The sequence below is a fragment of the Streptomyces sp. SD15 genome (genome assembly GCF_054462255.1).
This window is the reverse complement of record NZ_JBTLMO010000060.1, coordinates 15,570-35,439: the sequence shown is the minus strand read 5'-3', so window position 1 is coordinate 35,439 and position 19,870 is coordinate 15,570. Positions and strand designations below refer to the sequence as shown.

The 19,870-nt window shown below is 70.9% G+C and carries 20 protein-coding genes and 3 pseudogenes; 10 read left to right on the top strand and 13 right to left on the bottom strand.

Annotation, left to right across the window (positions count from 1 at the left end; translation table 11 throughout):
* Positions 1-85 precede the first annotated feature (85 nt).
* Positions 86-844 (bottom strand): LOG family protein, encoded by a 759-nt coding sequence (locus tag ACX28W_RS37460; protein WP_459004533.1) that lies wholly within the window; start codon positions 842-844, stop codon positions 86-88.
* 109 nt (positions 845-953) lie between these two features.
* Positions 954-2,036 carry a succinyl-diaminopimelate desuccinylase gene (gene dapE / locus ACX28W_RS37455; RefSeq protein ID WP_459004531.1) on the bottom strand — a complete coding sequence of 361 codons (1,083 nt, stop codon included), beginning with the start codon at positions 2,034-2,036 and terminating at the stop codon, positions 954-956.
* Positions 2,037-2,112: 76 nt separating this feature from the next.
* Here dapE and ACX28W_RS37450 point away from each other — a divergent pair, with 76 nt between their 5' ends.
* Together ACX28W_RS37450 and ACX28W_RS37445 are read left to right on the top strand one after the other, a co-directional pair.
* On the top strand, positions 2,113-3,120 hold the full coding sequence (locus tag ACX28W_RS37450) for a heavy metal transporter (RefSeq protein WP_459004529.1): 1,008 nt from the start codon (positions 2,113-2,115) through the stop codon (positions 3,118-3,120).
* A gap of 345 nt (positions 3,121-3,465) precedes the next feature.
* Positions 3,466-3,879, top strand: a pseudogene (locus ACX28W_RS37445) (ATP-binding protein); the annotation flags it as partial.
* A 362-nt stretch (positions 3,880-4,241) separates the two neighbouring features.
* On the opposite strand, the gene ACX28W_RS37440 reads toward ACX28W_RS37445, so the two are convergent.
* Together ACX28W_RS37440 and fdxA are read right to left on the bottom strand one after the other, a co-directional pair.
* Positions 4,242-5,348: a bifunctional succinyldiaminopimelate transaminase/glutamate-prephenate aminotransferase gene (locus ACX28W_RS37440; protein WP_459004528.1), complete on the bottom strand. Its 1,107-nt coding sequence runs from the start codon at positions 5,346-5,348 to the stop codon at positions 4,242-4,244.
* A 113-nt stretch (positions 5,349-5,461) separates the two neighbouring features.
* Complete coding sequence (fdxA, locus tag ACX28W_RS37435; RefSeq protein WP_019058397.1) at positions 5,462-5,782, bottom strand: ferredoxin; 321 nt, start codon at positions 5,780-5,782, stop codon at positions 5,462-5,464.
* A gap of 140 nt (positions 5,783-5,922) precedes the next feature.
* On the opposite strand from fdxA, the gene ACX28W_RS37430 reads away from it, so the two are divergent.
* Together ACX28W_RS37430 and ACX28W_RS37425 are read left to right on the top strand one after the other, a co-directional pair.
* Positions 5,923-6,936 carry a GNAT family N-acetyltransferase gene (locus tag ACX28W_RS37430; RefSeq protein ID WP_459004527.1) on the top strand — a complete coding sequence of 338 codons (1,014 nt, stop codon included), beginning with the start codon at positions 5,923-5,925 and terminating at the stop codon, positions 6,934-6,936.
* 17 nt (positions 6,937-6,953) lie between these two features.
* A complete protein-coding gene (locus tag ACX28W_RS37425; protein ID WP_459004526.1) occupies positions 6,954-7,805 on the top strand; it encodes a transglutaminase-like domain-containing protein in 852 nt (283 codons plus the stop codon).
* Between the two features lie 250 nt (positions 7,806-8,055).
* On the opposite strand, the gene ACX28W_RS37420 is transcribed toward ACX28W_RS37425, so the two are convergent.
* From ACX28W_RS37420 to ACX28W_RS37395, 6 genes are all read right to left on the bottom strand, one after another.
* Positions 8,056-10,440, bottom strand: a complete 2,385-nt coding sequence (locus ACX28W_RS37420; RefSeq protein ID WP_459004525.1) for a hypothetical protein — start codon at positions 10,438-10,440, stop codon at positions 8,056-8,058.
* Between the two features lie 160 nt (positions 10,441-10,600).
* Positions 10,601-11,020 (bottom strand): DUF6113 family protein, encoded by a 420-nt coding sequence (locus tag ACX28W_RS37415; protein WP_459004524.1) that lies wholly within the window; start codon positions 11,018-11,020, stop codon positions 10,601-10,603.
* Positions 11,017-11,991 (bottom strand): N-acetyl-1-D-myo-inositol-2-amino-2-deoxy-alpha-D-glucopyranoside deacetylase, encoded by a 975-nt coding sequence (mshB, locus tag ACX28W_RS37410; RefSeq protein ID WP_459004522.1) that lies wholly within the window; start codon positions 11,989-11,991, stop codon positions 11,017-11,019. The genes ACX28W_RS37415 and mshB overlap by 4 nt, the downstream gene beginning before the upstream one ends.
* 54 nt (positions 11,992-12,045) lie before the next feature.
* Positions 12,046-12,405: a hypothetical protein gene (locus ACX28W_RS37405; RefSeq protein WP_459004521.1), complete on the bottom strand. Its 360-nt coding sequence runs from the start codon at positions 12,403-12,405 to the stop codon at positions 12,046-12,048.
* Positions 12,406-12,462: 57 nt separating this feature from the next.
* Positions 12,463-12,705, bottom strand: a complete 243-nt coding sequence (locus tag ACX28W_RS37400; RefSeq protein ID WP_459004519.1) for a hypothetical protein — start codon at positions 12,703-12,705, stop codon at positions 12,463-12,465.
* A gap of 250 nt (positions 12,706-12,955) precedes the next feature.
* Positions 12,956-13,258 (bottom strand): hypothetical protein, encoded by a 303-nt coding sequence (locus tag ACX28W_RS37395; RefSeq protein ID WP_459004517.1) that lies wholly within the window; start codon positions 13,256-13,258, stop codon positions 12,956-12,958.
* A 170-nt stretch (positions 13,259-13,428) separates the two neighbouring features.
* Here ACX28W_RS37395 and ACX28W_RS37390 point away from each other — a divergent pair.
* Positions 13,429-13,629 (top strand): annotated as a pseudogene (locus tag ACX28W_RS37390) (IS607 family transposase); the annotation flags it as partial.
* Positions 13,630-13,676: 47 nt separating this feature from the next.
* Here ACX28W_RS37390 and ACX28W_RS37385 read toward each other — a convergent pair.
* A complete protein-coding gene (locus ACX28W_RS37385) occupies positions 13,677-13,886 on the bottom strand; it encodes a hypothetical protein (RefSeq protein ID WP_459004515.1) in 210 nt (69 codons plus the stop codon).
* Here ACX28W_RS37385 and ACX28W_RS37380 point away from each other — a divergent pair.
* Both ACX28W_RS37380 and ACX28W_RS37375 read left to right on the top strand, forming a co-directional pair.
* Positions 13,852-15,522 carry an IS200/IS605 family accessory protein TnpB-related protein gene (locus ACX28W_RS37380; protein WP_459004513.1) on the top strand — a complete coding sequence of 557 codons (1,671 nt, stop codon included), beginning with the start codon at positions 13,852-13,854 and terminating at the stop codon, positions 15,520-15,522. The genes ACX28W_RS37385 and ACX28W_RS37380 overlap by 35 nt on opposite strands.
* Positions 15,523-15,707: 185 nt before the next feature.
* Complete coding sequence (locus ACX28W_RS37375) at positions 15,708-16,007, top strand: NIPSNAP family protein (protein ID WP_459004511.1); 300 nt, start codon at positions 15,708-15,710, stop codon at positions 16,005-16,007.
* An 8-nt stretch (positions 16,008-16,015) separates the two neighbouring features.
* Here the strand turns inward: ACX28W_RS37375 and ACX28W_RS37370 are convergent, their stop codons facing one another.
* Complete coding sequence (locus ACX28W_RS37370) at positions 16,016-16,453, bottom strand: WD40 repeat domain-containing protein (RefSeq protein WP_459004509.1); 438 nt, start codon at positions 16,451-16,453, stop codon at positions 16,016-16,018.
* Between the two features lie 22 nt (positions 16,454-16,475).
* Here ACX28W_RS37370 and ACX28W_RS37365 point away from each other — a divergent pair.
* Both ACX28W_RS37365 and ACX28W_RS37360 read left to right on the top strand, forming a co-directional pair.
* Positions 16,476-16,844, top strand: a pseudogene (locus ACX28W_RS37365) (DUF5753 domain-containing protein); the annotation flags it as partial.
* A complete protein-coding gene (locus ACX28W_RS37360) occupies positions 16,841-17,050 on the top strand; it encodes a DUF397 domain-containing protein (protein ID WP_459004507.1) in 210 nt (69 codons plus the stop codon). The pseudogene ACX28W_RS37365 and the gene ACX28W_RS37360, both read left to right, overlap by 4 nt.
* 253 nt (positions 17,051-17,303) lie before the next feature.
* Here the strand turns inward: ACX28W_RS37360 and ACX28W_RS37355 are convergent, their stop codons facing one another.
* On the bottom strand, positions 17,304-17,498 hold the full coding sequence (locus tag ACX28W_RS37355) for a hypothetical protein (protein ID WP_362070226.1): 195 nt from the start codon (positions 17,496-17,498) through the stop codon (positions 17,304-17,306).
* A gap of 176 nt (positions 17,499-17,674) precedes the next feature.
* On the opposite strand from ACX28W_RS37355, the gene ACX28W_RS37350 reads away from it, so the two are divergent.
* Positions 17,675-19,807: a S9 family peptidase gene (locus ACX28W_RS37350; RefSeq protein ID WP_459004506.1), complete on the top strand. Its 2,133-nt coding sequence runs from the start codon at positions 17,675-17,677 to the stop codon at positions 19,805-19,807.
* Positions 19,808-19,870 lie beyond the last annotated feature (63 nt).

Sequence of the window (19,870 nt, the reverse complement as noted above, 5' to 3'; positions counted from 1 at the left end):
GAAGCGGGGGTCTGGGGGCGGCAGCCCCCAGGGGACGGGAATGGGTAGGGGCGGCGGGGGCGGACAACCCCCGGCGCACCACCACCTACCGGCCCGCCTCCTTCGACACCAGGGCCACTGCCTCCTCCACATCGTCCGTGAGGTGGAACAGCAGCAGATCCTTCTCGGAGGCCTTGCCCTGGGCGATGAGGGTGTTCTTGAGCCAGTCGACCAGCCCGCCCCAGTACGCCGTACCGAAGAGGACGATGGGGAAGCGGGTGACCTTCTGGGTCTGGACCAGGGTGAGCGCCTCGAAGAGTTCGTCGAGGGTGCCGAGGCCGCCGGGCAGGACCACGAATCCCTGCGCGTACTTGACGAACATCATCTTGCGCACGAAGAAGTAGCGGAAGTTGAGGCCGATGTCGACGTACGGGTTGAGGCCCTGTTCGAAGGGGAGCTCGATGCCGAGGCCGACGGAGATGCCCTTGGCCTCGCAGGCGCCCTTGTTGGCAGCCTCCATGGCACCGGGACCACCACCGGTGATGACGGCGAAGCCGGCTTCGACCAGACCCCGTCCGAGGGCGACGCCCGTGTCGTACTCGGGCGAGTCCACCGGCGTACGGGCGGAGCCGAACACGCTGATCGCGGGCGGGAGTTCGGCCAGCGTGCCGAAGCCTTCGATGAACTCCGACTGGATACGCAGGACCCGCCAGGGGTCCGTGTGCACCCAGTCGGAGGGCCCGCCCGCGTCCAGCAGCCGCTGATCCGTGGTGCTCGACTGCACCTGATTCCGCCTGCGCAGCACCGGTCCCAGCCGCTGCTCCTCCGGTGGCCGCTTCTTGCCCTCGGGGTTGCCAGTAGCCATGTGCGCTCCCTCCGCTTGCGGTGTTTCAGCCCCAGCGTAGATCTCCGCTGGTTACGGAGGGGGGACATGCGCATGTCCGCCGTGCACCACACCCGCGGTCCATCAGAAGTCAGCCGGAAGTCAGCCAGGCTCGCAGGCGCTCCTCGGCCTCGGGAATCGCGGACGCCCGGACCCGCTCGTCCACCTTGTGGGCCAAGAGTTGGGCACCGGGGCCGTAGTTCACCGCGGGCACCCCGAGCGCGCTGAAGCGGGCGACGTCCGTCCAGCCGAACTTGGGACGGGCCTCGCCACCGACGGCCGCCATGAAGGCCGCCGCCGCCGGGTGGGTCAGTCCGGGCCTGGCCCCGCCCGTGTGGTCGTCGACGATGAACTCGTCCACGTCGCAGTCCGCGAAGAAGTCACGCACGAAGGCCTCCGCCTCGGCCTCGCTGCGGTCGGGCGCGTAGCGGAAGTTGACGACGACCGTGCAGGCGTCGGGGATGACGTTGGTGGCCACACCCCCCTCGATACGGACGGCGTTGAGGCCCTCGTGGAACTGGAGGCCGTCGACGATCGGCGTGCGCGGCTCGTACGCGGCCAGCTTGGCCAGGATGGGGGCCACGGCATGGATCGCGTTGGAGCCCATCCACGCGCGCGCGGAGTGCGCACGCTCCCCCTTGGTCTTCAGGAACACCCTCAGCGTGCCCTGACAGCCGCCCTCGACCTGACCGTCCGTCGGTTCCAGGAGGATCGCGAAGTCTCCCGCCAGCCACTCGGGGTGGGCCTCGGCCACATGCTTCAGGCCGTTCAGAGGGGCCGCGACCTCTTCGTTGTCGTAGAAGACGAAGGTGAGGTCGCGATCGGGGTCGGGGACCGTGGCCGCGATGCGGAGCTGGACCGCCACTCCCGACTTCATGTCGCAGGTGCCGCAGCCCCACAGGACGCCGTCCTCGTCGAGACGGGAGGGGACGTTGCCGGCGATGGGGACCGTGTCGATGTGGCCGGCGAGGATCACGCGCTCGGCCCGCCCCAGGTTCGTACGCGCCACGACGTTGTTGCCGTACCGGTCGACCGTCAGATGCGGCAGCGCCCGCAGCGCGGACTCGATGGCGTCCGCGAGCGGCTTCTCGTTGCCGCTCTCCGAGGGGAAGTCGACGAGCTGCGCGGTGAGCTCGGCAGCGTCCAGCGTGAGGTCAAGGGGAGTATCGGCCATGCCGTCGACCCTAGCGCGCCCTGGTTGTCTACAACCTCACACGCCGTCGACAGTGACCTCCAGTACCTTGTACGTCGTGTCAGAGCCGTCCCCCACTCCGCCCGTCCGTCGCGGCCGCCTCCTCCGTTCCGGGGCGGCCGTCGTGGTCCTGCTCGCGCTCGCGGGATATCTCGCGGTGCAGTACCTCACAGGAGGGAACGGTGAGCCCCTCTGCACGGTCGTCTCGGGCAAGGACGACAGCACGTCGTACGAGTTCACGCCCGAGCAGGCGGAGAACGCGGCGGCGATCTCGGCGGTCGGCACCTCCCGCGGCCTGCCCGAGCGCGCCGTGACCATCGCCCTGGCGACCGCGCTCCAGGAGTCGACGCTGCGCAACATCCAGCACGGCGACCGGGACTCGCTCGGCCTGTTCCAGCAGCGGCCCTCGCAAGGCTGGGGGACGACGAAGCAGATCATGGATCCGATATACGCGGCGGGTGAGTTCTACGATCACCTGGTCAAGGTGCCGGGCTATACGCGGCTGCCGCTCACGGTCGCCGCGCAGCGCGTCCAGCGCAGTGGCTATCCGCAGGCCTACGCGAAGCACGAGCCGGACGCCACGCTGCTGGCCGCCGCCCTGACCGGCCGCGCGGCGGCCACGCTGACCTGTGAAGGCCACGCCGAGGCGATCGTGGCCGGCAGCCCGGACTCGGTGCGGACCGCTCTCGTGCGGGACTTCGGCCGCGACGTGCTGCAGGAGACGGCAGCCGACGTGAGCGCCGCCGGCTCCGCCGCCTCACCGACAGCATCGCCGACGCCCTCGCCCTCGCCCTCGCCGACCGGCGCGGGACGGACCGTGACCGTGCCCGTGCTCGTGCCCGTGGGCGAGGAGACCACCGCGGAGGCCGGCGTGCGGCAGCGCGGCTGGGAGCTCGCGCACTGGGCCGTGGCCAACTCCTCCGCGCTGCACATCGAACGGGTCTCGTACGCGGGGCGGGAGTGGACGGCCGGGAGAAGGGACGGCGAGTGGCGTACGTCCGACGACACGGACGGCTCGGCGGCGAAGGAGTCCGCGGCAGCGGTCCGCATCGTCACTGCACAGTAGTACGGGTCCTCACCCTTCCGGGGAACACGCGACGCCTCGCGTCGACGATGGGCGCAGGTCCTCGCGTCCTCACCGCCGAATCGGCCGCGCCCCTTGAAAGCAAAGAGCCGTAAGGATTCAGCAGACTTTCCGACCGGATGCTTTTTGCCCGCTTTTATCCGCAGCCGATAATGCGAAGCATTACCAACTCTTTACCGTGTGTCACCGCAACCTTCGCGCGTTTCGAGCGGTAGTCACTGCGTCCGAGCCCGGACGATCAGCAGGCAACAGGTAGGCCGACAGCCGGTCGGTCAACTCCCGGGCGTGGCAGGACACTTCACAGTTCTCTTCCGTCTAAGGAGCATCATGTCCCTCCCCCTGACCCGCCGGATCGCCCGTGCTGCGCTGCTCATCGCAGCGGGAGCGGCGCCCGTGGTCGGTGCGGCCGGCTCCGCCAGCGCGGCAGCCGGACTCCCGGCCACCCCCAGCCTCGGCGGTCTGACCGCCCCGGACGGGGCGCAGGTCGGCAACACGGTCGACGGTGCGACGCAGAACGTCACCGGACTCGCGGGCACGACCGGCGGCGACGCGGTCAAGAAGGCGGTGCCGGCCGCGGGCAAGGCCGGTGGCAAGGTCGCCAAGACGGCGACGCCGGCCGCGACGCAGGTGGCCGGGGACACGGCGGGTCAGGCCGGGGGTCTGCTCGGTGACACCGCGAAGACGGCGACCAAGGGCGGCCTGCCGACCGCCGCGGTGACCAAGGGGGGCCTGCCGACCCGCGCGACGACCAAGAGCAGCCTGCCGACCCGCGCGGCGACCAAGGGCGGTCCGACCCGCGCAGCGACCAAGAGCGGCCTGCCGACCCGCGCGGCGACCAAGGGCGGTCCGGCCCGCGCGGCGACCAAGGGTGGCAAGGGTGGCCTGCCGACCGACGGGGCGACCAAGGGTGGCCTGCCGACCGACGCGGTGACCAAGGGTCTGCCGACCGACGCGGTGACCAAGGGTGGCCTGCCCCTGAAGGGCCTGCCGCTCGGCTAGCCGCCGCAGCCGTACGGCGACGGGGTCCAGGGAAGCCGTCCCTGGACCCCGTTTCGCTTGCCCTGAGCAGGTCCCGCAGTACCGCAGTTACCGCAGTACCGCAGTTACCGCTCCAGGCTCTCCAGGCGTTCCACCGCCGCAGCCACCCGCTCGTCCGTCGCCGTCAGAGCCACCCGTACGAACTTCTCGCCCGCCGGGCCGTAGAAGTCGCCCGGGGCGACGAGGATGCCCAGCTCCGCCAGCCGGGCCACCGTGTCCCAGCAGGACTCGTCCCGGGTGGCCCACAGGTAGAGGCTGGCCTCGCTGTGCTCGATGCGGAAGCCGTGCCGCAGCAGGGCGTCGCGCAGGGCGGAGCGACGGGCGGCGTAGCGGTCGCGCTGTTCGCGGACGTGGGTGTCGTCCGACAGGGCGGCGACCACGGCGGCCTGGGTCGGCGCCGACGTCATCATGCCGCCGTGCTTGCGGATCTGCAGGAGGTCGCCGAGGACGGCGGGGTCGCCCGCGAGGAACGCGGCGCGGTAGCCGGCCAGGTTCGACCGCTTCGAGAGCGAGTGGACGGAGACGATCCCCTCGTACGAGCCGCCGCACACGTCCGGGTGCAGGACCGAGACCGGGTCGGCCTCCCAGCCCAGCTCGATGTAGCACTCGTCGGAGAAGACAAGGACGTCGTGTTCCCGGGCCCACGCGACGATCCGGGTGAGTTCCTCCTTGGAGAGGACCTTGCCCGTCGGGTTCGACGGCGAGTTGAGCCACAGGAGCTTGAGATCGGTCGGGTCCAGGTCCGTCGGGTCGTCGTAGGCGACGTACTCCGCGCGGGCCAGCCGGGCGCCGACCTCGTACGTCGGGTACGCCAGCCGCGGGAACGCCACCTTGTCTCCAGGGCCCAGGCCCAGCTGCGTCGGGAGCCAGGCGACGAGTTCCTTGGAGCCGACGACCGGGAGCACGTGGTGGTGGGTGACGTCGCGCGCGCCGAGCCGCCGCTGCACCCAGCCCGTGAGCGCGTCCCGCAGTTCGGGCGTGCCCCACACCGTGGGGTAGCCCGGCGAGTCCGCGGCCGCGACCAGAGCTTTCTGGATCAGCTCGGGCACCGGGTCGACCGGGGTACCGACGGACAGGTCGACGATGCCGCCCGGGTGAGCGGCGGCCGTCGCCTTGAAGGGCTCCAGCTTGTCCCAGGGGAAGGTGGGAAGCCGGTCGGAGACTGCGGACACGGGATCGGGCTCACTTTCTCTGTACTCGCTGGTACGGCAAACGCCTCGGTCCCGTACGGCGATCAAGGTGATCAGGCCGTACGGGACCGAGGCGGCGCGTGGGTGCGGGCCGCTTACTGGTTCTGCGGCGGCAGCGCTGCGACGAAGGGGTGGTCACGCTCGATCAGACCGAGCTTGCTGGCGCCGCCGGGCGAGCCGAGCTCGTCGAAGAACTCGACGTTCGCCTTGTAGTAGTCCTTCCACTCTTCAGGAGTGTCGTCTTCGTAGAAGATCGCCTCGACCGGGCACACCGGCTCACAGGCTCCACAGTCGACGCATTCGTCCGGGTGGATGTACAAGGACCGTGAGCCCTCGTAGATGCAGTCGACCGGGCACTCCTCGATGCACGCCTTGTCCTTGACGTCGACACAAGGCTGCGCGATGACGTAGGTCACGCTGTCGTTCCTCCTCGATAGGGCGCTGGCGGGCCTCCGTAGGCTCCGCCGCCTGGCGCGCGGGAGCGCGGCGTCGTCGATGCCCGCATCTAGTATCTCCGTTCTTGGGCATGATCCGAACAGGAGGGGTGAACTGACCTGTGGAAATCTCAGCTTCCGGCCGCCTTGAGGTCCGTATCACCGCTGCTGACGTGGGCAAACGCGTCTCCGTGCGGCGCTTGAGCGAACATGGAGCCGGGGGTGAGAAGTTCACCGACACGGTGGGTGTTCTCACATCATGGGACGGCGGGGTGCTGCTGATCACGCGACGGGGCGGGGAGAGTGTCCGGATTCCGGAATCCTCGCTGGTCGCGGGCAAGGTGGTGCCGGCCGCTCCGGCGCGTCGGCGGGGCCCCGCGGCCTCGTACGAGGAGCTGGCGCGGGTCGCCGCGCGGGCCTGGCAGCCGGTGGAGAGCGAGCGGCTCGGCGGGTGGGAACTGCGGGCGGCGTCCGGGTTCACCCGGCGCGCCAACTCCGTGCTGCCCCTCGCCGACCCCGGTCGGCCGCTGGACGAGGCACTGACCTACGTCCGCGACTGGTACGCGGCTCGTGACCTGCCTGCCTACGTCCAGACCGCCACCGGCGCCGAGGGCACGCAGGAACTGCTCTGCGCGGAGTTGGAGGCGCGCGGCTGGACGCGTGAGGTGACGGCCGAGCTGTGGATCGGCTCGCTCGCGCCCCTCGCCGACCGCGAGGCGCCCGAGGTCCTCCTCTCCCGCACGGCGGACCAGGCGTGGCTGGACCGCTATCAGCGCAAGGGGCTGAGCGAGGTCGCGCTGAAGGTGCTGGGCAGCGGGCCCTCGGTGTGGTTCGCGACGGTGCCCGGCGCGGCGGGTGGCGCTCCGGCCGCGATCGGGCGGTGCGTGGTCGACGGCCGGTGGGCCGGGTTCGCGGCCGTCGAGGTCGACCCCGCCGAGCGCCGCCGGGGTCTGGCCACCGCCGTGATGGCGGCCCTGGCGGAACGGGCCTTGGACGAGGGCGCCTCGGCGGCCTGGCTCCAGGTGGAGTCGGACAACACGGGCGCGCGGGCGATGTACGCCGGAATGGGCTTCGGGGCACACCACGCGTATCACCACTACCGCGCGCCCGATGCCGACCGCCCTCGACCGGCGTGAAGGAGCGCGAGACTGCCATGCATCCCCCTCATCCCCCGGAACCGGAGCGGGCCGCCGAGGTGCGGCGGCGGTTCGCCGAGGAGGCACGGTCCGAACGGCCCGATCTGGCGGTGCTGTGTCTGCTGGTCGGGGCGGCGGCGGACGGGACGCTGGACGAGGCGGGGATGGACGAGGCGCAGATCGAGCTGGACCGGTTGGCGGGGCAGCTCCCGTTCCGGCCCGGTGGGCCGCGGTCCTGGGCGACCGCGCTCGCCGAAGTGCTCGGCGGGCGCTGCGGGTTCCGGGGCTCGCCCGGGGACTACCAGCGGCTGGGGTCTTCGCTGCTGCACCAGGTGCTGCGGCGCCGGCGCGGGCTGCCCATCCTGCTCTCCGTGGTCTGGATGGAGGTCGCGCGGCGGGCCGGAGCGCCGGTGTACGGGGTCGCCCTGCCCGGGCATTTCGTGGTGGGCTTCGGGCCGACCGAGCAGCAGGTGCTCGCCGATCCCTTCGACGGCGGGCGGGTGCTGAGCGGCTCCGACGCCGAGTTGCTCGTCGCGGGTGCCACCGGTGCGCCGATCGACCCCTCGATGCTCGCCCCCGCCGATCCGCTCGATGTCGTTCTGCGGATCCTGAACAACATCCGGGCGTGGGCGGCCGCCCGGCCCGAGCGGTCGGATGTGGCGCTGTGGGCGGTCGAGTTGTCGCTGCTGCTGCCTTCTCATCCGGCGCGGCTGCGGTATGAACGGGCCCAGCTGCTCGTTCAGCGCGGTGACTTTCTGGGTGGGGCCGTGGAGCTGGATGCGTATGCGGAGGTGATCTCCGCGGTGGACCTGCCGACGGCGGAGCGGGTGCGGGGGCAGGCCCGGGCCGCGCGGGCGAGGCTTAACTGAGGCTCGCCCAGGCGCCGTGGGGTTTTGTCGTTGTGCGGCCACTGGTGCGGCGTGCTCGGGCCGCCCCGCCGCCCGCACCGTGGCCCCGTGGTCGTCGGTGAATTCCCACCCCATCCGACCCACCTGCCCCTTCGACACCCGCTCGCCAAGGCTCACTCGGAGCAACGCTGCATCGGGCGTCGGCGTACGGCAGGAGGGCATACGAGAGGGCGCCCGGCCATGACCGGGCGCCCCCTCAACCAGCTTGCGGCTAACTAGGGTTGGTCTCGATCACACCGACGCGTTCCGCCGCCGTCTTACCAAGGAGTGCCGGGCGCATCGCGCCGACCACATCCTCGGGTGTCACGGCAGTCTTCTTGCCGTTGGCCCGAGTGATCAGTACACCGTCGAAGGTGGTGCCGTACAGCTCTTTCAGCGCGGCCGTGTCGTAGTAGTCGACCAACTTGCCGTCGACGGCCTTCACCCCAAGGAACTTCCAGAGGGAGTTCTCCGGGCTGAACTTGAGCTCCACCCCGCCCGCCGTGATCGTCACGAAGCCCGACATCGCCGGCTCCGCGAACTCCTTCATCATCCTGTCGACCTCGGCGTTCGTGACCGACGGCTGCTGGGTGGACGTGGCGACCTTCACCGGCGTGGTCGTGCCGGTCTCGACCTGCGCGCGGTACGCCTCTTCGACGGCCGTCGTCGAGGACGCGACGTCGATGCCCTTGCCCGCCTTGCCGTACACGGCGACGGCCTTGCCGGACTCGAACTTGATCGTGCCGTCGCTCGCCGAACCGGAGCCGCCCGCGGCGCTCTCCAGAGCGGCCTTGAGCTTCTCCTCGTCGACGGGCATCTCGGGCTCGACCACACGCTCCTGGCCGAACAGCGAGCCGATCACCGAGACGGGGTTGTAGTCGCTGCCCGCGGCGGCGCGGACCGTGGCCTGGCTGTCGAGCTGGAGCCCGGCCTGGTCCGGCTTGAGCGAGACCGTGTCGCCGTCGACGGACAGCTTGAGCGCCTTGTTCGTACGGTCCCCGAAGGCGTCGTCGAGCTTCTTGACGGCGTCGTCGCGGGTGCCGCCGCCGATGTCGACGCCGAGCACGGTGGTGCCCTTGGGCACGTCCGAGTGGTTCATGAGAAGGCCCGCGCCGTAGGCGCCGCCGCCGATGACGACCACGCCGACGACCAGGAGCGTCCGCTTGCTGCGGCCCTTCTTCTTGGCCGGCTTCGACGAGGCGGCGGGCTTCGGGGCCGGCTCGGGCGTCTTCGGCGGGGTGTGCGGCAGCGGGCCGTCAGGGCGCGAGCCCGGACCGAACGGGGAGTTCTGGGCGGCGGCCGGCACGACGGGGATGCCGCTGGTCAGGGTGTGCCCGGAGACGTTGTCCCCGGCGCCACCGTAGCCCTGGCCGACCGGCTCGGGCGCGGGCTTTTGCGGGGTGAGGATCGCGGTGTCGTCGCTGAGGCCGCCGCCCGGGTATCCCATGCCCCGGCCGGGAGCACCGGCTCCGCCCGGCCCTGCGGCCGGACCGCCCGGACCAGCGCCCGGCCTGCCGGGAGCCAGCCCCGGGCCCGCGGCCATACCGCCCGGGGCCTGCCCAGGACCAGCGGCCATACCGCCCGGAGCCTGCCCCGGGCCAGCGCCCGGCCTGCCCGTTCCCGCGGCCAGGCTGCCCGGAGCCACGCCCGGGCCGGCCTGCGGCACCAGCGGGCCGTCCCCGGTGACCGGACCGCCGGTCGGGCCCGCGGGGCCGCCCCGGCCGTTGTCGGCGAAGTTCTCCGCGAAGTACGGGAGGTCGTCACGCCGCGGTTCGCCACCCGCGCCGTCGGTCCCTATGGCCGGGAAGGAGGCCGTGTTGCCCAGCGCCGCGGAGACGTCGAAGGAACCGGTGCCGCCGCCGTGCCCCGGCGCCACGGGTCCGGCGCCGGTGGCACCGGGCAGCCCGGCACCGTTCGTACCGCCACCGCCGGGTCGGGCACCGCCCGCGGCGCCCAGGGGACCCGAACCGCTCGCGCCACCGGTGGCGCCCGGCACTCGGCCGCCCGGCACACCCGGACGCGCTCCGCCGACACCGGTGCCGCCCGGCGCGCCCGCGCCCTGCGGCGCGGGGGGACCCGCGGGCCCCGAACCGCCGGGCAGGCCTGCCCCGTTGGTGGAACCGCCGCCCGGCGCACCGGCCTTGCGGGGTGCGAACCAGTCGCTGGGCTTCTCCCTGGCCGGAGCGGCGGACTCGCCGGAACCGTCCATGGATGGGGACCCGGATGTGGAGGGGGAGGTGGGTGCGGATGCGGATGCGGATCCCGACAGGCCCGCCGTCGCGGCCGCGCCCGCGCCCATGGGCGAACTCATGGCGCGCGGCGCCTCCGCGGGTGCTCCCGCGGATCCCGCGGCATCGGCGGACGCGTCGGCGTCGGCGACCGGCGTCCGCACGACGACCGGCGGGATGGGCCGCGACCCGGGGATGTTGATCCGGATCCGTGTCGTCAGCGTGGTCTCGGTCTTGCGCTCCTCCGGCGGGGTGCCAGTGGCCGAACGGCCCGCGTCGGCACCGCTTTCGGAAGCCGTGGGCGTCCCGTACGGCGGCGTCCCCGACGGGTACGCGGCTCCACCGCGCCCGTTGGGCCCGGAGGACGAACTGTCAGTTTCACGACTCAAGGCAGGTTCTCCCGGTTGGCTCCGCCGCCCGTTTACTCGACCTCATCTCGGGCAGCTCGGCGGCGCGCACCACCATACTGGCCATATTCGGCGCGCAAACCTCGCCCGCCGAGGAAACCCCCACCGGACTTGCACGTGTCCGATACGGCGAAGTGGTACGTCACTTCCCAAGTCGGACCGCGGACCCGCCTGGTTGCCGCCCCCGGCCAAGGGTGGCGCACATCACAGCCACGGCCATCCCGCCGAGCAGGAAAAGGTACGAGCCCAGGCCCGCGCCGAAGAGGAAGTCCCCTTCCGGGCGGGTCGAGGTGAGCAGGACGACGGCGACCATCCAGCCCGCCGCGGGCGCCACTGCGCCGGCCCGCGAGCCGGTCGCCCGCGAGCCGCCCAGGAAGAGTCCGGCCGCGCCGACCAGGGCGAGCAGCAACCCACCCGGGAACCAGCCGGATTGCACCAGCGCCCCGGCGACCCCGACCACCGCGCCGAGCACAAAAAGCCCCAGGTGGGCGGCGATCCGCCCGCCCGACGGGCGCGTCAGCGGCTGGGCGAGCGCGCTCCCGCGCGGTCCCGTCGTACTCATCGCTCCTCCACCTCTCGCCGAGCAACCGGACCGGTCGCACCGGTCGCACCGATCCCCGCGAACAGGTCCGTCTCCCGACCGGCACCGGCACCGGCACCGGCACCGGCTCCAGTACCGATACCGATACCGGCCCGATCCGGGCGCACCAACTGGTAGTACTCCGTGCTGAACAACGGCTGCGCCCGTTCGTTCGAGAGCGCGAACCACGGCTCGGCGACCTCGATCTGCGTGGCGTGCGCGCGCATGGCGGCGGCCTTGGCGGCGGCGTACGCGGTCCCGTCGATCTCGGTGGTGATCACCGCCTCGTCGACCACACCCGGTACGTCGTCCACGGCGGCGGACGCGCCGAACGGCAGCCCGGGAAGCGCCTCGCGCAGCCGCCGGAAGCCCTCCTCGGCGACCGGGCGCGGTACGCGGTTCCAGTAGACCTTGGCGATCTCCCAGGGTTCGCCGAGGTCCGGACGGAAGGCGGCCACCGCGGCCAGCTCGGCGGCGCGCGTCGCGACGCGGTGGGCCTGGATGTGGTCCGGGTGTCCGTAGCCCCCGTCGGGGTCGTAGGTGACGAGCACCTGGGGGCGTACCTCGCGGATCACCTCGACGAGGTGCGCGGCGGCGGCGTCGACGTCGGCGGACCAGAAGGCGCCCGCACGGTGGTTCTGCTCGAGGCCCATCATCCCGGAGTCGTGGAAGCGCCCGGGGCCGCCGAGGAACCGGTGGTCGGTGACCCCGAGCTCCTTCATGGCGGCGGCCAGCTCCCCGATCCGGTGCGGGCCGAGCCCGCCGTCGCGGTCGGGCGCGAGGTGGGCGAGCTCGGGCGGGATGACCTCGCCCTCCTCGCCGAGGGTGCAGGTCACCAGCGTCACATGGGCGCCCTCGGCCGCATACCTGGCCATGGTCGTGCCATTGTTGATCGACTCGTCGTCCGGGTGCGCGTGCACCAGGAGCAGACGCCGGTCGGGCAGTTCCGTCATGGAACCCACCCTACGAGGCGCCCGGCCCGCCTCCACCGCCTCCCTGGCCGCCTCTCACCCCTCGTCGTCGAGTACGTGGGCGATGGCGAGCGCGATCCGCTCGATCCAGTCGATGGCGTCGGTGACCTCGGCCTCGTCGATCGGACGGCGCTGTTTGAGATCGCCGTCGATCAGGTCGGCGTCGTGGGCGATCTTGTTGCGCCGCTGAGTGATCTCCAGATAGCGACTGCGAAGCTTCTTCTCGTTCGGTGTGGTGCGGCCCTGGAACCAGTCGTTGATCCGTCCCGCCGCCTCGTACCAGACTTTCTTCTCCGTCACGAGCTTGAGTACCTCGGAGATCTTTCCGGGGTGCTGAAGCGCCTGGCCCGCGAGCTTGTCGCGCAGGTTTTCGACGACGGCCTCAGCCAGCGTCACGTCACCACGGCGCACCGCCTCGACCCGGTACAGCGGCAGTTCGTAGGTACGCAGCTGTTACGGCATGTCGGGGCTGTCCTTGCCCGCCAGCTCCGCGACACGGCGCAACACCTCCTCGTGCAGCCAGTGATCGATCGCCCCGACCGCCTGCACCCAGGCCGCCCGGTAGAAGTCGTCGATGTCGATCGTGGGCGACCGGAACGGGGTGAGCATCCGGCCCGCTTCGACCCTGCGCCGGGCGTACGTCAGATTCGTCATGAACGCCTCGCACTGGCGCGTCTGCGGTCTGGGCATGGCCATGCGGGAACCCCCGTATTAACTCTTCGTCGCTATCGCTATGATCACGATTCCCAAGCCGGACGGGGGTCAGTCAAGCCGGAGAGTAAGCCTCGGATGAAGGTGGCCGATTCCGGCCCGTCCGTTTCCGGATCGCACTCCTCCGGACAGTCGGTGACCTCGTCCCTCCAAGTCCTGCCGACCTTCACAAGGAAGTCGGCCGGAGCGGTACGAGCGGCTTCCTCCGCGCCAAAGGCGTACTCCCACTTCCAGCTCACGCGCGGACTGCCTTCATGGCCTCGTCCAGGACGGAGCTCAGTTCTCGCACGGCTTCCTGAGCGGTGGCCGGATCTTCGTGTTCCAGATGGCTCATCGCGCGGGAGTAACGGGTGGACAGATCGGGGCGGCGCGCGATTCCGAGGTCCCTGGCCCAGGTCAGGACCCAGCTCTGGACAGGGCTGAGTGACTGCCACTCGACCGCCTTGGCGAATGCCTCGTCCTTCTTGGCCTGCATCTCCTCCAGACGGCCCGGGTCGACGACGGCGAGGGCCGCGCGCAGGGCGTCAGGGGCTGCCAACTGCTCGGTGAATACTTGGTTTTAATTCGGAATAGTGAGTATTAGTTTTATCGTGGCCTGGTGAACTTGACGGAGTGGGCGCGGTTGTAGGGGGTGCATCCGCAAACGGCGTACAAGTGGTTCCGTGAGGGGCGGTTGCCGGTGGAGGCGCGGCGGATCAACAGTCGTTCGGTGTTGGTGAGGCGGCGCTGTCGGCGTCGGGGCGTTCCTTGGTGGTGCTGGAGGAGCGTGAGCTGGACGACGATCTGGTGCGGGACATGACCGAGGTGCTGACCTCGTTCTGTGCTCGGCTGTACGGGCGTAGGTCGGCGCGGAACCGGGCCCGGGCCGCGCTGGCGGCGGCCCGGGCGGAGTCTGCTGAAGGGAACTGAAGTTCCCGACCCGCACACGTGACCTTTTATCGGACTGTCTCGTTTCCTTACTCGACGGACTCGACGGACTCGACGGACTCGACGGACTCGACGGACTCGACGGACTCGACGGACTCGACGGACTCGACGGCAGGGAGGTGAGGGGGGGTGGCAGAGGCGGCGCGTTCGACGTCGGGGTTGCGGGTGCTGGCTCCGCGGCGTCTCGCGGAGTCGTCGGGGGCGATGGCGGTGCGGACCCGGCTGCACCTGTCGGACATCGACCGGGAGGTTCTGGAAGAACTCGCGGGGTTCCTGGGGGAGTTGGCGGGGCGGGATCTGGCCGAGCGCTGCTTCCTGGGCACGGACCACACTGCGGAGGATTTCGCACGGCGCAAGCGGGAGTTGAGCGCACTGTCGTCGTCGCGGTGGGCGGGGACCCTCACACGGGGCAGCAACGATCAGTGGGCGCTGGCCCGCCGCGCGCAGAAGGCGCACCTGGACAGCCTCGACGCGGCGATCGATACGCTCACCGCGCGCCTGACGGTGCCGGTCGCGGAGCGTGACGCGAAGACCGGGGTGGAGGGGTACCCCACGCAGGCGGTGCGGGCGGGAAAGCAGCGCCGCCTGGCCGCACTGACCGCCCGGGCAGCGAAGGTGCGGGTGGCACGGGAGGAGGGCCGGGTGCGGGTGGTGCGCGGCGGGCGCCAGCTGCTGCACACCCGCCTCCATCTGGAGCCGGCCGGGCTGAGTGAGGCCCAGTGGCGGCAGCGGTGGCGGGAGGCGCGCTGCCGGATTGAGGCCGACGGAGAAGCGGGCAAGCGGCACGGCAACGAGACGATCACCATCAGCCCTGAAGGCACCCTCACCGTCAAACTGCCGCCCGAGCTCGCCGAGCGCTACTCGCCACTGTGCGACCGGCACGGCCGCTACACCCTGGACGCTGCCTGCGCCTTCGCCTACCGCGGCACGGAGTGGCGGGCCCAAGTGCGCGCGAACCGGGCCGTCGGCTACACGATCTCCTTCGGCAGCGGCCGCTGCTACCTGACCGCCGCCTTCACCCCCGCCCGCCCCGCCCTGCCCGACGGCGTGAAAGACGACGCGCTGTGGGCGGCGGCGCTGGCGGGCGGAGTACTCGGCATCGACCACAACACCGATCACCTCGCCGCCTGGCGTCTGGATGTTCACGGCAACCCGGTGGGCCGTCCGCACCGTATCGACGTCGACTACCGCGGAGCAACCTCCCGGCGCGACGCCCAGGTCCGGCACGCCTGCACGACGCTGATCCGGGCCGCGAAGGAGTCCGGGGCCACCGCCCTGGTCATCGAGGACCTCGGCTTCGGCACCGGCCGGGAGACCTACGGCTGGAGCGGCCGGGGCGGCAAGGCGTTTCGGGGCAAGGTGGCGGGGATGCCGGTGGCGAAGTTCGCCGCCCGGCTGGTGGCGATGGCACACCGAGCCGGGCTCGCGGTGATCGTCATCGACCCGGCCTACACCAGTCGCTGGGGCAAGCAGTACTGGCTGAAGCCCACCTCCAGCACCACACACGAGACTTCCGGTCACCAGGCTGCGGCCATCGTGATCGGCAGGCGCGGCCAGGGCTTGGGCGCGCGGCGCAGGGCAGAGAAGACCGTATCCCGCAAGCAGACGGAAACAGCCTCGCCCGGACGCCGGAAGGCGGCCGGGACGACACGTGCGACGACACGCGCCGGGGCCGGTACGGAAGACCATCGCCCGCCCGCGCGTACACACCAGCACCCCGGCCGCATCCCCACGGCGAGGACCGCCTCCAAGGAGCGCGCACCCGATGCGCGTACCCGACGCAGACCGGCCCGGACCCAGCCCGCCCAACACCGTTCGGAACGGGCCACTGACGAGCAGACCTGGACGCAGGACTCACTATTCATCAGTGATTAGGAACGGTGTGCTCGGGACGGGGGATCAGCTCGCGTCCGTGATCAGACTGGGTGCTCATCGTGTCCTCCTGGGGATGCCCCGCCAGAGTATCGAGCCGGGACGACAGCCGAGCTGGCCTCGGGAGGTGGCCGGAAGCGCGGGTCCCGGTGGTACACGGGCTGCGTCGCTCGGAGAGGATGTCTGCCATGCCGAAGACCACACAACTGCGTACGTACACCGTCCGGGACGGCCTGCTCGACGAGTGGGTGGAGCGGTGGAGGGGCGAAATCGTGCCGCTGCGGCTGGAGTTGGGGTTCGCGATCGGAGGAGCCTGGGTGGACCGCGAGAGCAACCAGTTCGTCTGGCTGATCTCGTACGACGGCCCGGAGACCTTCGCCGAGCGCAACGCGCTGTACTGGTCGTCGCCCGAACGCGAGGCCATGAGCCTGAACCCGGACGACTACCTGATTCGCACCGAAGAGCTCACGGTCGAACCGGCCTACTGATCACACGGTCACACGGGGTCGAGCGGCAGCAGATGCTGCCGCCGTTCCTCGTGAGTGAGGGTACGGAAGACCCTTCCGCGGGCGGTCGCCTCCAACCGGTCGTGGTCATGCTCCGCCCTCCATACCCGCGCTGTCCCGTCGACCGATCCCGTGAGCAGCCGTGCGCCGTCCGGGGACCAGGCAACAGATGTCACCTTGTCCTGGTGCACACCGACGACGGCGATCTCCTCAAAGGTGGTGGCGGACCAGACCCGTACGGTGCGGTCGTCGGCGCCCGTGGCGATGTGCCTTCCGTCCGGTGACCAGGCCACCGCGCGAAGCCGTCCTTCGTGCCCCCTCAGCACCTCGATGCGCCGTCCGGTGAGGATGTCCCATACGGCGGCCGTCCAGTCGCCGGAAGCGGTGGCGATCCTCGCCTCGTCCGGGGACCAGGCCGCGTCCTCCACATAGTTGTCGTGGCCGCGTAGCGAGCGGGAACCTGCGCCTGAGCTCAGCTTCGTCCAGGAAGAGTGGGTGCTTCGGCGTCCGCTCGGGGGGAAAATGGTGCTGCGCCAGCAGCTTGAACACCTGCTTGAGATCGGACAGTTGCGGAACGTCGAGATCCAAGTGATGCCGACGAACCGCGAGGAGCACGCTGGAGTGGCCGGCGGGATCGAGGTGCTGAAGTTCGCGGAGGGTTCGGCGGTCGGACGTTCCCCCGGACTGGCCAACGGCCGTCCGGTCGGCGAGCCGAGGCAACTCCGCATCCTGGAACTGCGGTATGGCATCATCCGGGCTCAGGCTCTCACCCCACGGGAGTCGATGGCCTTCATCGAGCAACTGCTGGGAGAAACATGACGCGCAACATCCCGGCCGGGGACGTTCCCGAGCTGGACTGGTTCAAGAGCAGCTACAGCAGCAGCAGTGAAGGCGATTCCTGCGTCGAGATCGCCACCGCCCCCGTCATGGTGTACGTCCGCGACTCCAAGAACACCGCCGGCCCTCAGCTCACGCTCACACCGGACGCGTGGGCGGCCTTCGTGCCGTACGCCTCCGAAGGCTGACGGCTCACCACGTCGCAGGCTCCGATGCCAGCGGCGGCCTCGCCGTGAGCGATTGGCACATCCGGGCCACCAGCAGCCCTGGTAATGCCTGCTCACGGTCGTCGGAACTGGCCCAAATCTGCCAATCGTCGATCCGGATGACGACGAGGGACCCGTTGGCCTCATCCCTCAGGGAGCGGGCGATGGCCCTGGACTCGTTGGTCCAGGAGCCGCTCTCCTGGCCCGTACGGGTGACGAACCCCTCGTCCGCTCGTCAGAACTTGAAGCTGCCGATCATGTCCGCGACATTCGTGGTGAGGTCGCTGATGGTGGGCGCCATCGTCGATGAGGCGAGATAGAAGCCGAACAGGACACACACGATCGCGTGCCCGGCCTTCAGTCCGGACTTCTTGACCAGGATGACGACGATGATCGCCAGCAGCACCACCGCCGAAATCGAGAGTGCCACGGCGGCTCACCTCCAAAGATCCCAGGGACATGGGGGGTCGGACATGGGGGTCGGTAATTCCGTACAGCGGCCAGCGGGTTCATACCCACAGACCGCTAGCGATCATAACTATCCGGGCGCGCGCATCGATCGGCGCACGGCCGCACAAGGGGGCGCATGGCCAATATGGTCAGGGCATGACGACCGAGCCTCTCTCCTTCCCGCGCCGCTACGCCCGCACGCAGCGGTTCACCCTCGGCGCGCCCCGCGCGTTCACCGTCTCTCCCGACGGTTCCCGTGTCGTGTTCCTGAGGTCCCGCTCCGGTACGGACCGGGCGAATCAGCTGTGGGTCCTCGATGTCGCGGAGGGAAAGGAGCGCGTCGCGGCCGATCCGGGGACCCTGCTCGGGGGTTCCACGGAACGGCTGTCGGCGGCGGAGCGGGCGCGCCGCGAACGCAGTCGCGAGGGCGGTGCCGGGATCGTCGGCTACGCGACCGACACGGCGGTCGAGTTGGCCTCTTTCGCGTTGTCAGGGCGGCTTTTCACGGCCGAGCTGCGGGCCGGCACCGCACGTGAACTCCGCGTCCCGGGGCCGGTGATCGACCCTCGCCCGTCGCCTGACGGACGGCTCGTCGCATACGTCCGCGGGGGCGCTCTGCGCGTCGTCGGCGCCGAGGGCGAGGACGACCGGGTGCTCGCCGCGCCGGAGCCCGCGGCGGAGCCGGCGACGGTTTCCTATGGATTGGCGGAGTTCATCGCGGCCGAGGAGATGGGGCGTTCGCGCGGCTTCTGGTGGTCTCCGGAGGGGGACCGGCTCCTCGTGGCGCGGGTCGACGACGCACCCGTTCGCCGCTGGTGGATTTCCGATCCCTCACAACCGGAACGCGCTCCGCAACAGGTCGCCTACCCGGTGGCCGGAACGGACAATGCGGACGTAAGGCTCTTCGTGATCACCCTCGACGGGGTGCGCACGGAGGTCGCCTGGGACCGGGCGCGCTACCCCTATCTGGCGCATGCGCACTGGTCAGCGGCCGGGGCGCCGCTGATTCTGGTGCAGGCCCGGGACCAGCGCAGCCAGCTTTTCCTGGCCGTCGACCCGGACACCGGGGCGACGCGGATGGTGCACGCGGACGAAGATCCACAATGGCTGGATCTTTTCGCTGGCGTGCCGTGCTGGAGCCCCGGCGGACAGCTCGTACGGATCGCCGACGAGGGCGGGGCACGGGTCCTCGCGTTCGGCGAACGTCCGCTCACCGGACCGCAGTTGCATGTGCGGGCGGTGCTGGACGCCTCGGACGACGACGTACTGATCTCGGCCTCGGCGGGCGAGTCCGCACCGGCCCCGGAGACCGGCGAGGTGCATGTCTACCGCGTCAACGAGCTCGGCATCGAGCGCATCTCCCAGAGGCCCGGCGTGCACTCGGCGGTACGCGCCGGGGGTGTGACCGTACTGGTCTCGTCCGTGCCGGACCAGCCGGGCGCCCAGGTGCAGGTACTGCGCGAGGGCAAGCGGGCGGCGACTGTCACCTCGTACGCCGAACATCCTGGTTTGTCCCCGCGCGTGACCCTCACCGAGGGGGGCGCACGGAAAATTCCATGCGCCGTGCTTATGCCTACGGACTACCGCGGTGACACTCCCCTGCCGGTTCTCATGGACCCCTACGGCGGTCCGCACGGCCCCCGCGTGCTGGCCGCGCACAACGCCCACCTCACCTCGCAGTGGTTCGCGGACCAGGGCTTCGCGGTGATCGTCGCCGACGGCCGCGGCACCCCCGGCCGCTCCCCCGCCTGGGAGAAGGCGGTCCGCGACGACTTCACCCGCTCCCTGGACGACCAGATCGACGCGCTGCACGGCCTCGCGGAGAGCTTCCCGCTGGACCTGTCGCGGGTGGCGATCCGCGGCTGGTCGTACGGCGGCTGGCTGGCCGGGCTGGCCGTGCTGCGCCGCCCCGACGTCTTTCACGCGGGCATCGCGGGCGCCCCGGTCACGGACTGGCGGCTGTACGACACCCACTACACGGAGCGGTACCTGGGTGACCCGGCCACGTCCCCGGAGGCGTACGCGAAGAGCTCGCTGGTGACCGACGAGGGCCTGTCCTCCCCCGCCGAGCCGCACCGCCCGCTGATGATCGTGCACGGCACGGCCGACGACAATGTCGTCTTCGCGCATGCCCTGCGCCTGTCCTCGGCCCTGCTCTCCGCGGGCCGCCCGCACGAGGTACTGCCCCTGTCGGGCGTGACGCACATGACCCCGCAGGAACAGGTCGCCGAGAACCTGCTGCTGCTCCAGGTGGACTTCCTGAAGCGTTCGCTGGGGATGACCGGCTAGGACCTAGGTACGGCAACGGACCGGGGCGACATGGCGCGCCCCGGTCCGTTTACGGCACCCGCA

Bases quoted from the DNA above. Each gene is read 5' to 3' on its own strand.
- ACX28W_RS37460 (WP_459004533.1), bottom strand. From the start codon at position 844: ATGGCTACTGGCAACCCCGAGGGCAAGAAGCGGCCACCGGAGGAGCAG.
- dapE (WP_459004531.1), bottom strand. From the start codon at position 2,036: ATGGCCGATACTCCCCTTGACCTCACGCTGGACGCTGCCGAGCTCACC.
- ACX28W_RS37425 (WP_459004526.1), top strand. From the start codon at position 6,954: ATGCATCCCCCTCATCCCCCGGAACCGGAGCGGGCCGCCGAGGTGCGG.
- ACX28W_RS37415 (WP_459004524.1), bottom strand. From the start codon at position 11,020: ATGAGTACGACGGGACCGCGCGGGAGCGCGCTCGCCCAGCCGCTGACG.
- mshB (WP_459004522.1), bottom strand. From the start codon at position 11,991: ATGACGGAACTGCCCGACCGGCGTCTGCTCCTGGTGCACGCGCACCCG.
- ACX28W_RS37400 (WP_459004519.1), bottom strand. From the start codon at position 12,705: ATGGCCATGCCCAGACCGCAGACGCGCCAGTGCGAGGCGTTCATGACG.
- ACX28W_RS37380 (WP_459004513.1), top strand. From the start codon at position 13,852: ATGGCGGTGCGGACCCGGCTGCACCTGTCGGACATCGACCGGGAGGTT.
- ACX28W_RS37385 (WP_459004515.1), bottom strand. From the start codon at position 13,886: ATGTCCGACAGGTGCAGCCGGGTCCGCACCGCCATCGCCCCCGACGAC.
- ACX28W_RS37375 (WP_459004511.1), top strand. From the start codon at position 15,708: ATGCCGAAGACCACACAACTGCGTACGTACACCGTCCGGGACGGCCTG.
- ACX28W_RS37360 (WP_459004507.1), top strand. From the start codon at position 16,841: ATGACGCGCAACATCCCGGCCGGGGACGTTCCCGAGCTGGACTGGTTC.
- ACX28W_RS37350 (WP_459004506.1), top strand. From the start codon at position 17,675: ATGACGACCGAGCCTCTCTCCTTCCCGCGCCGCTACGCCCGCACGCAG.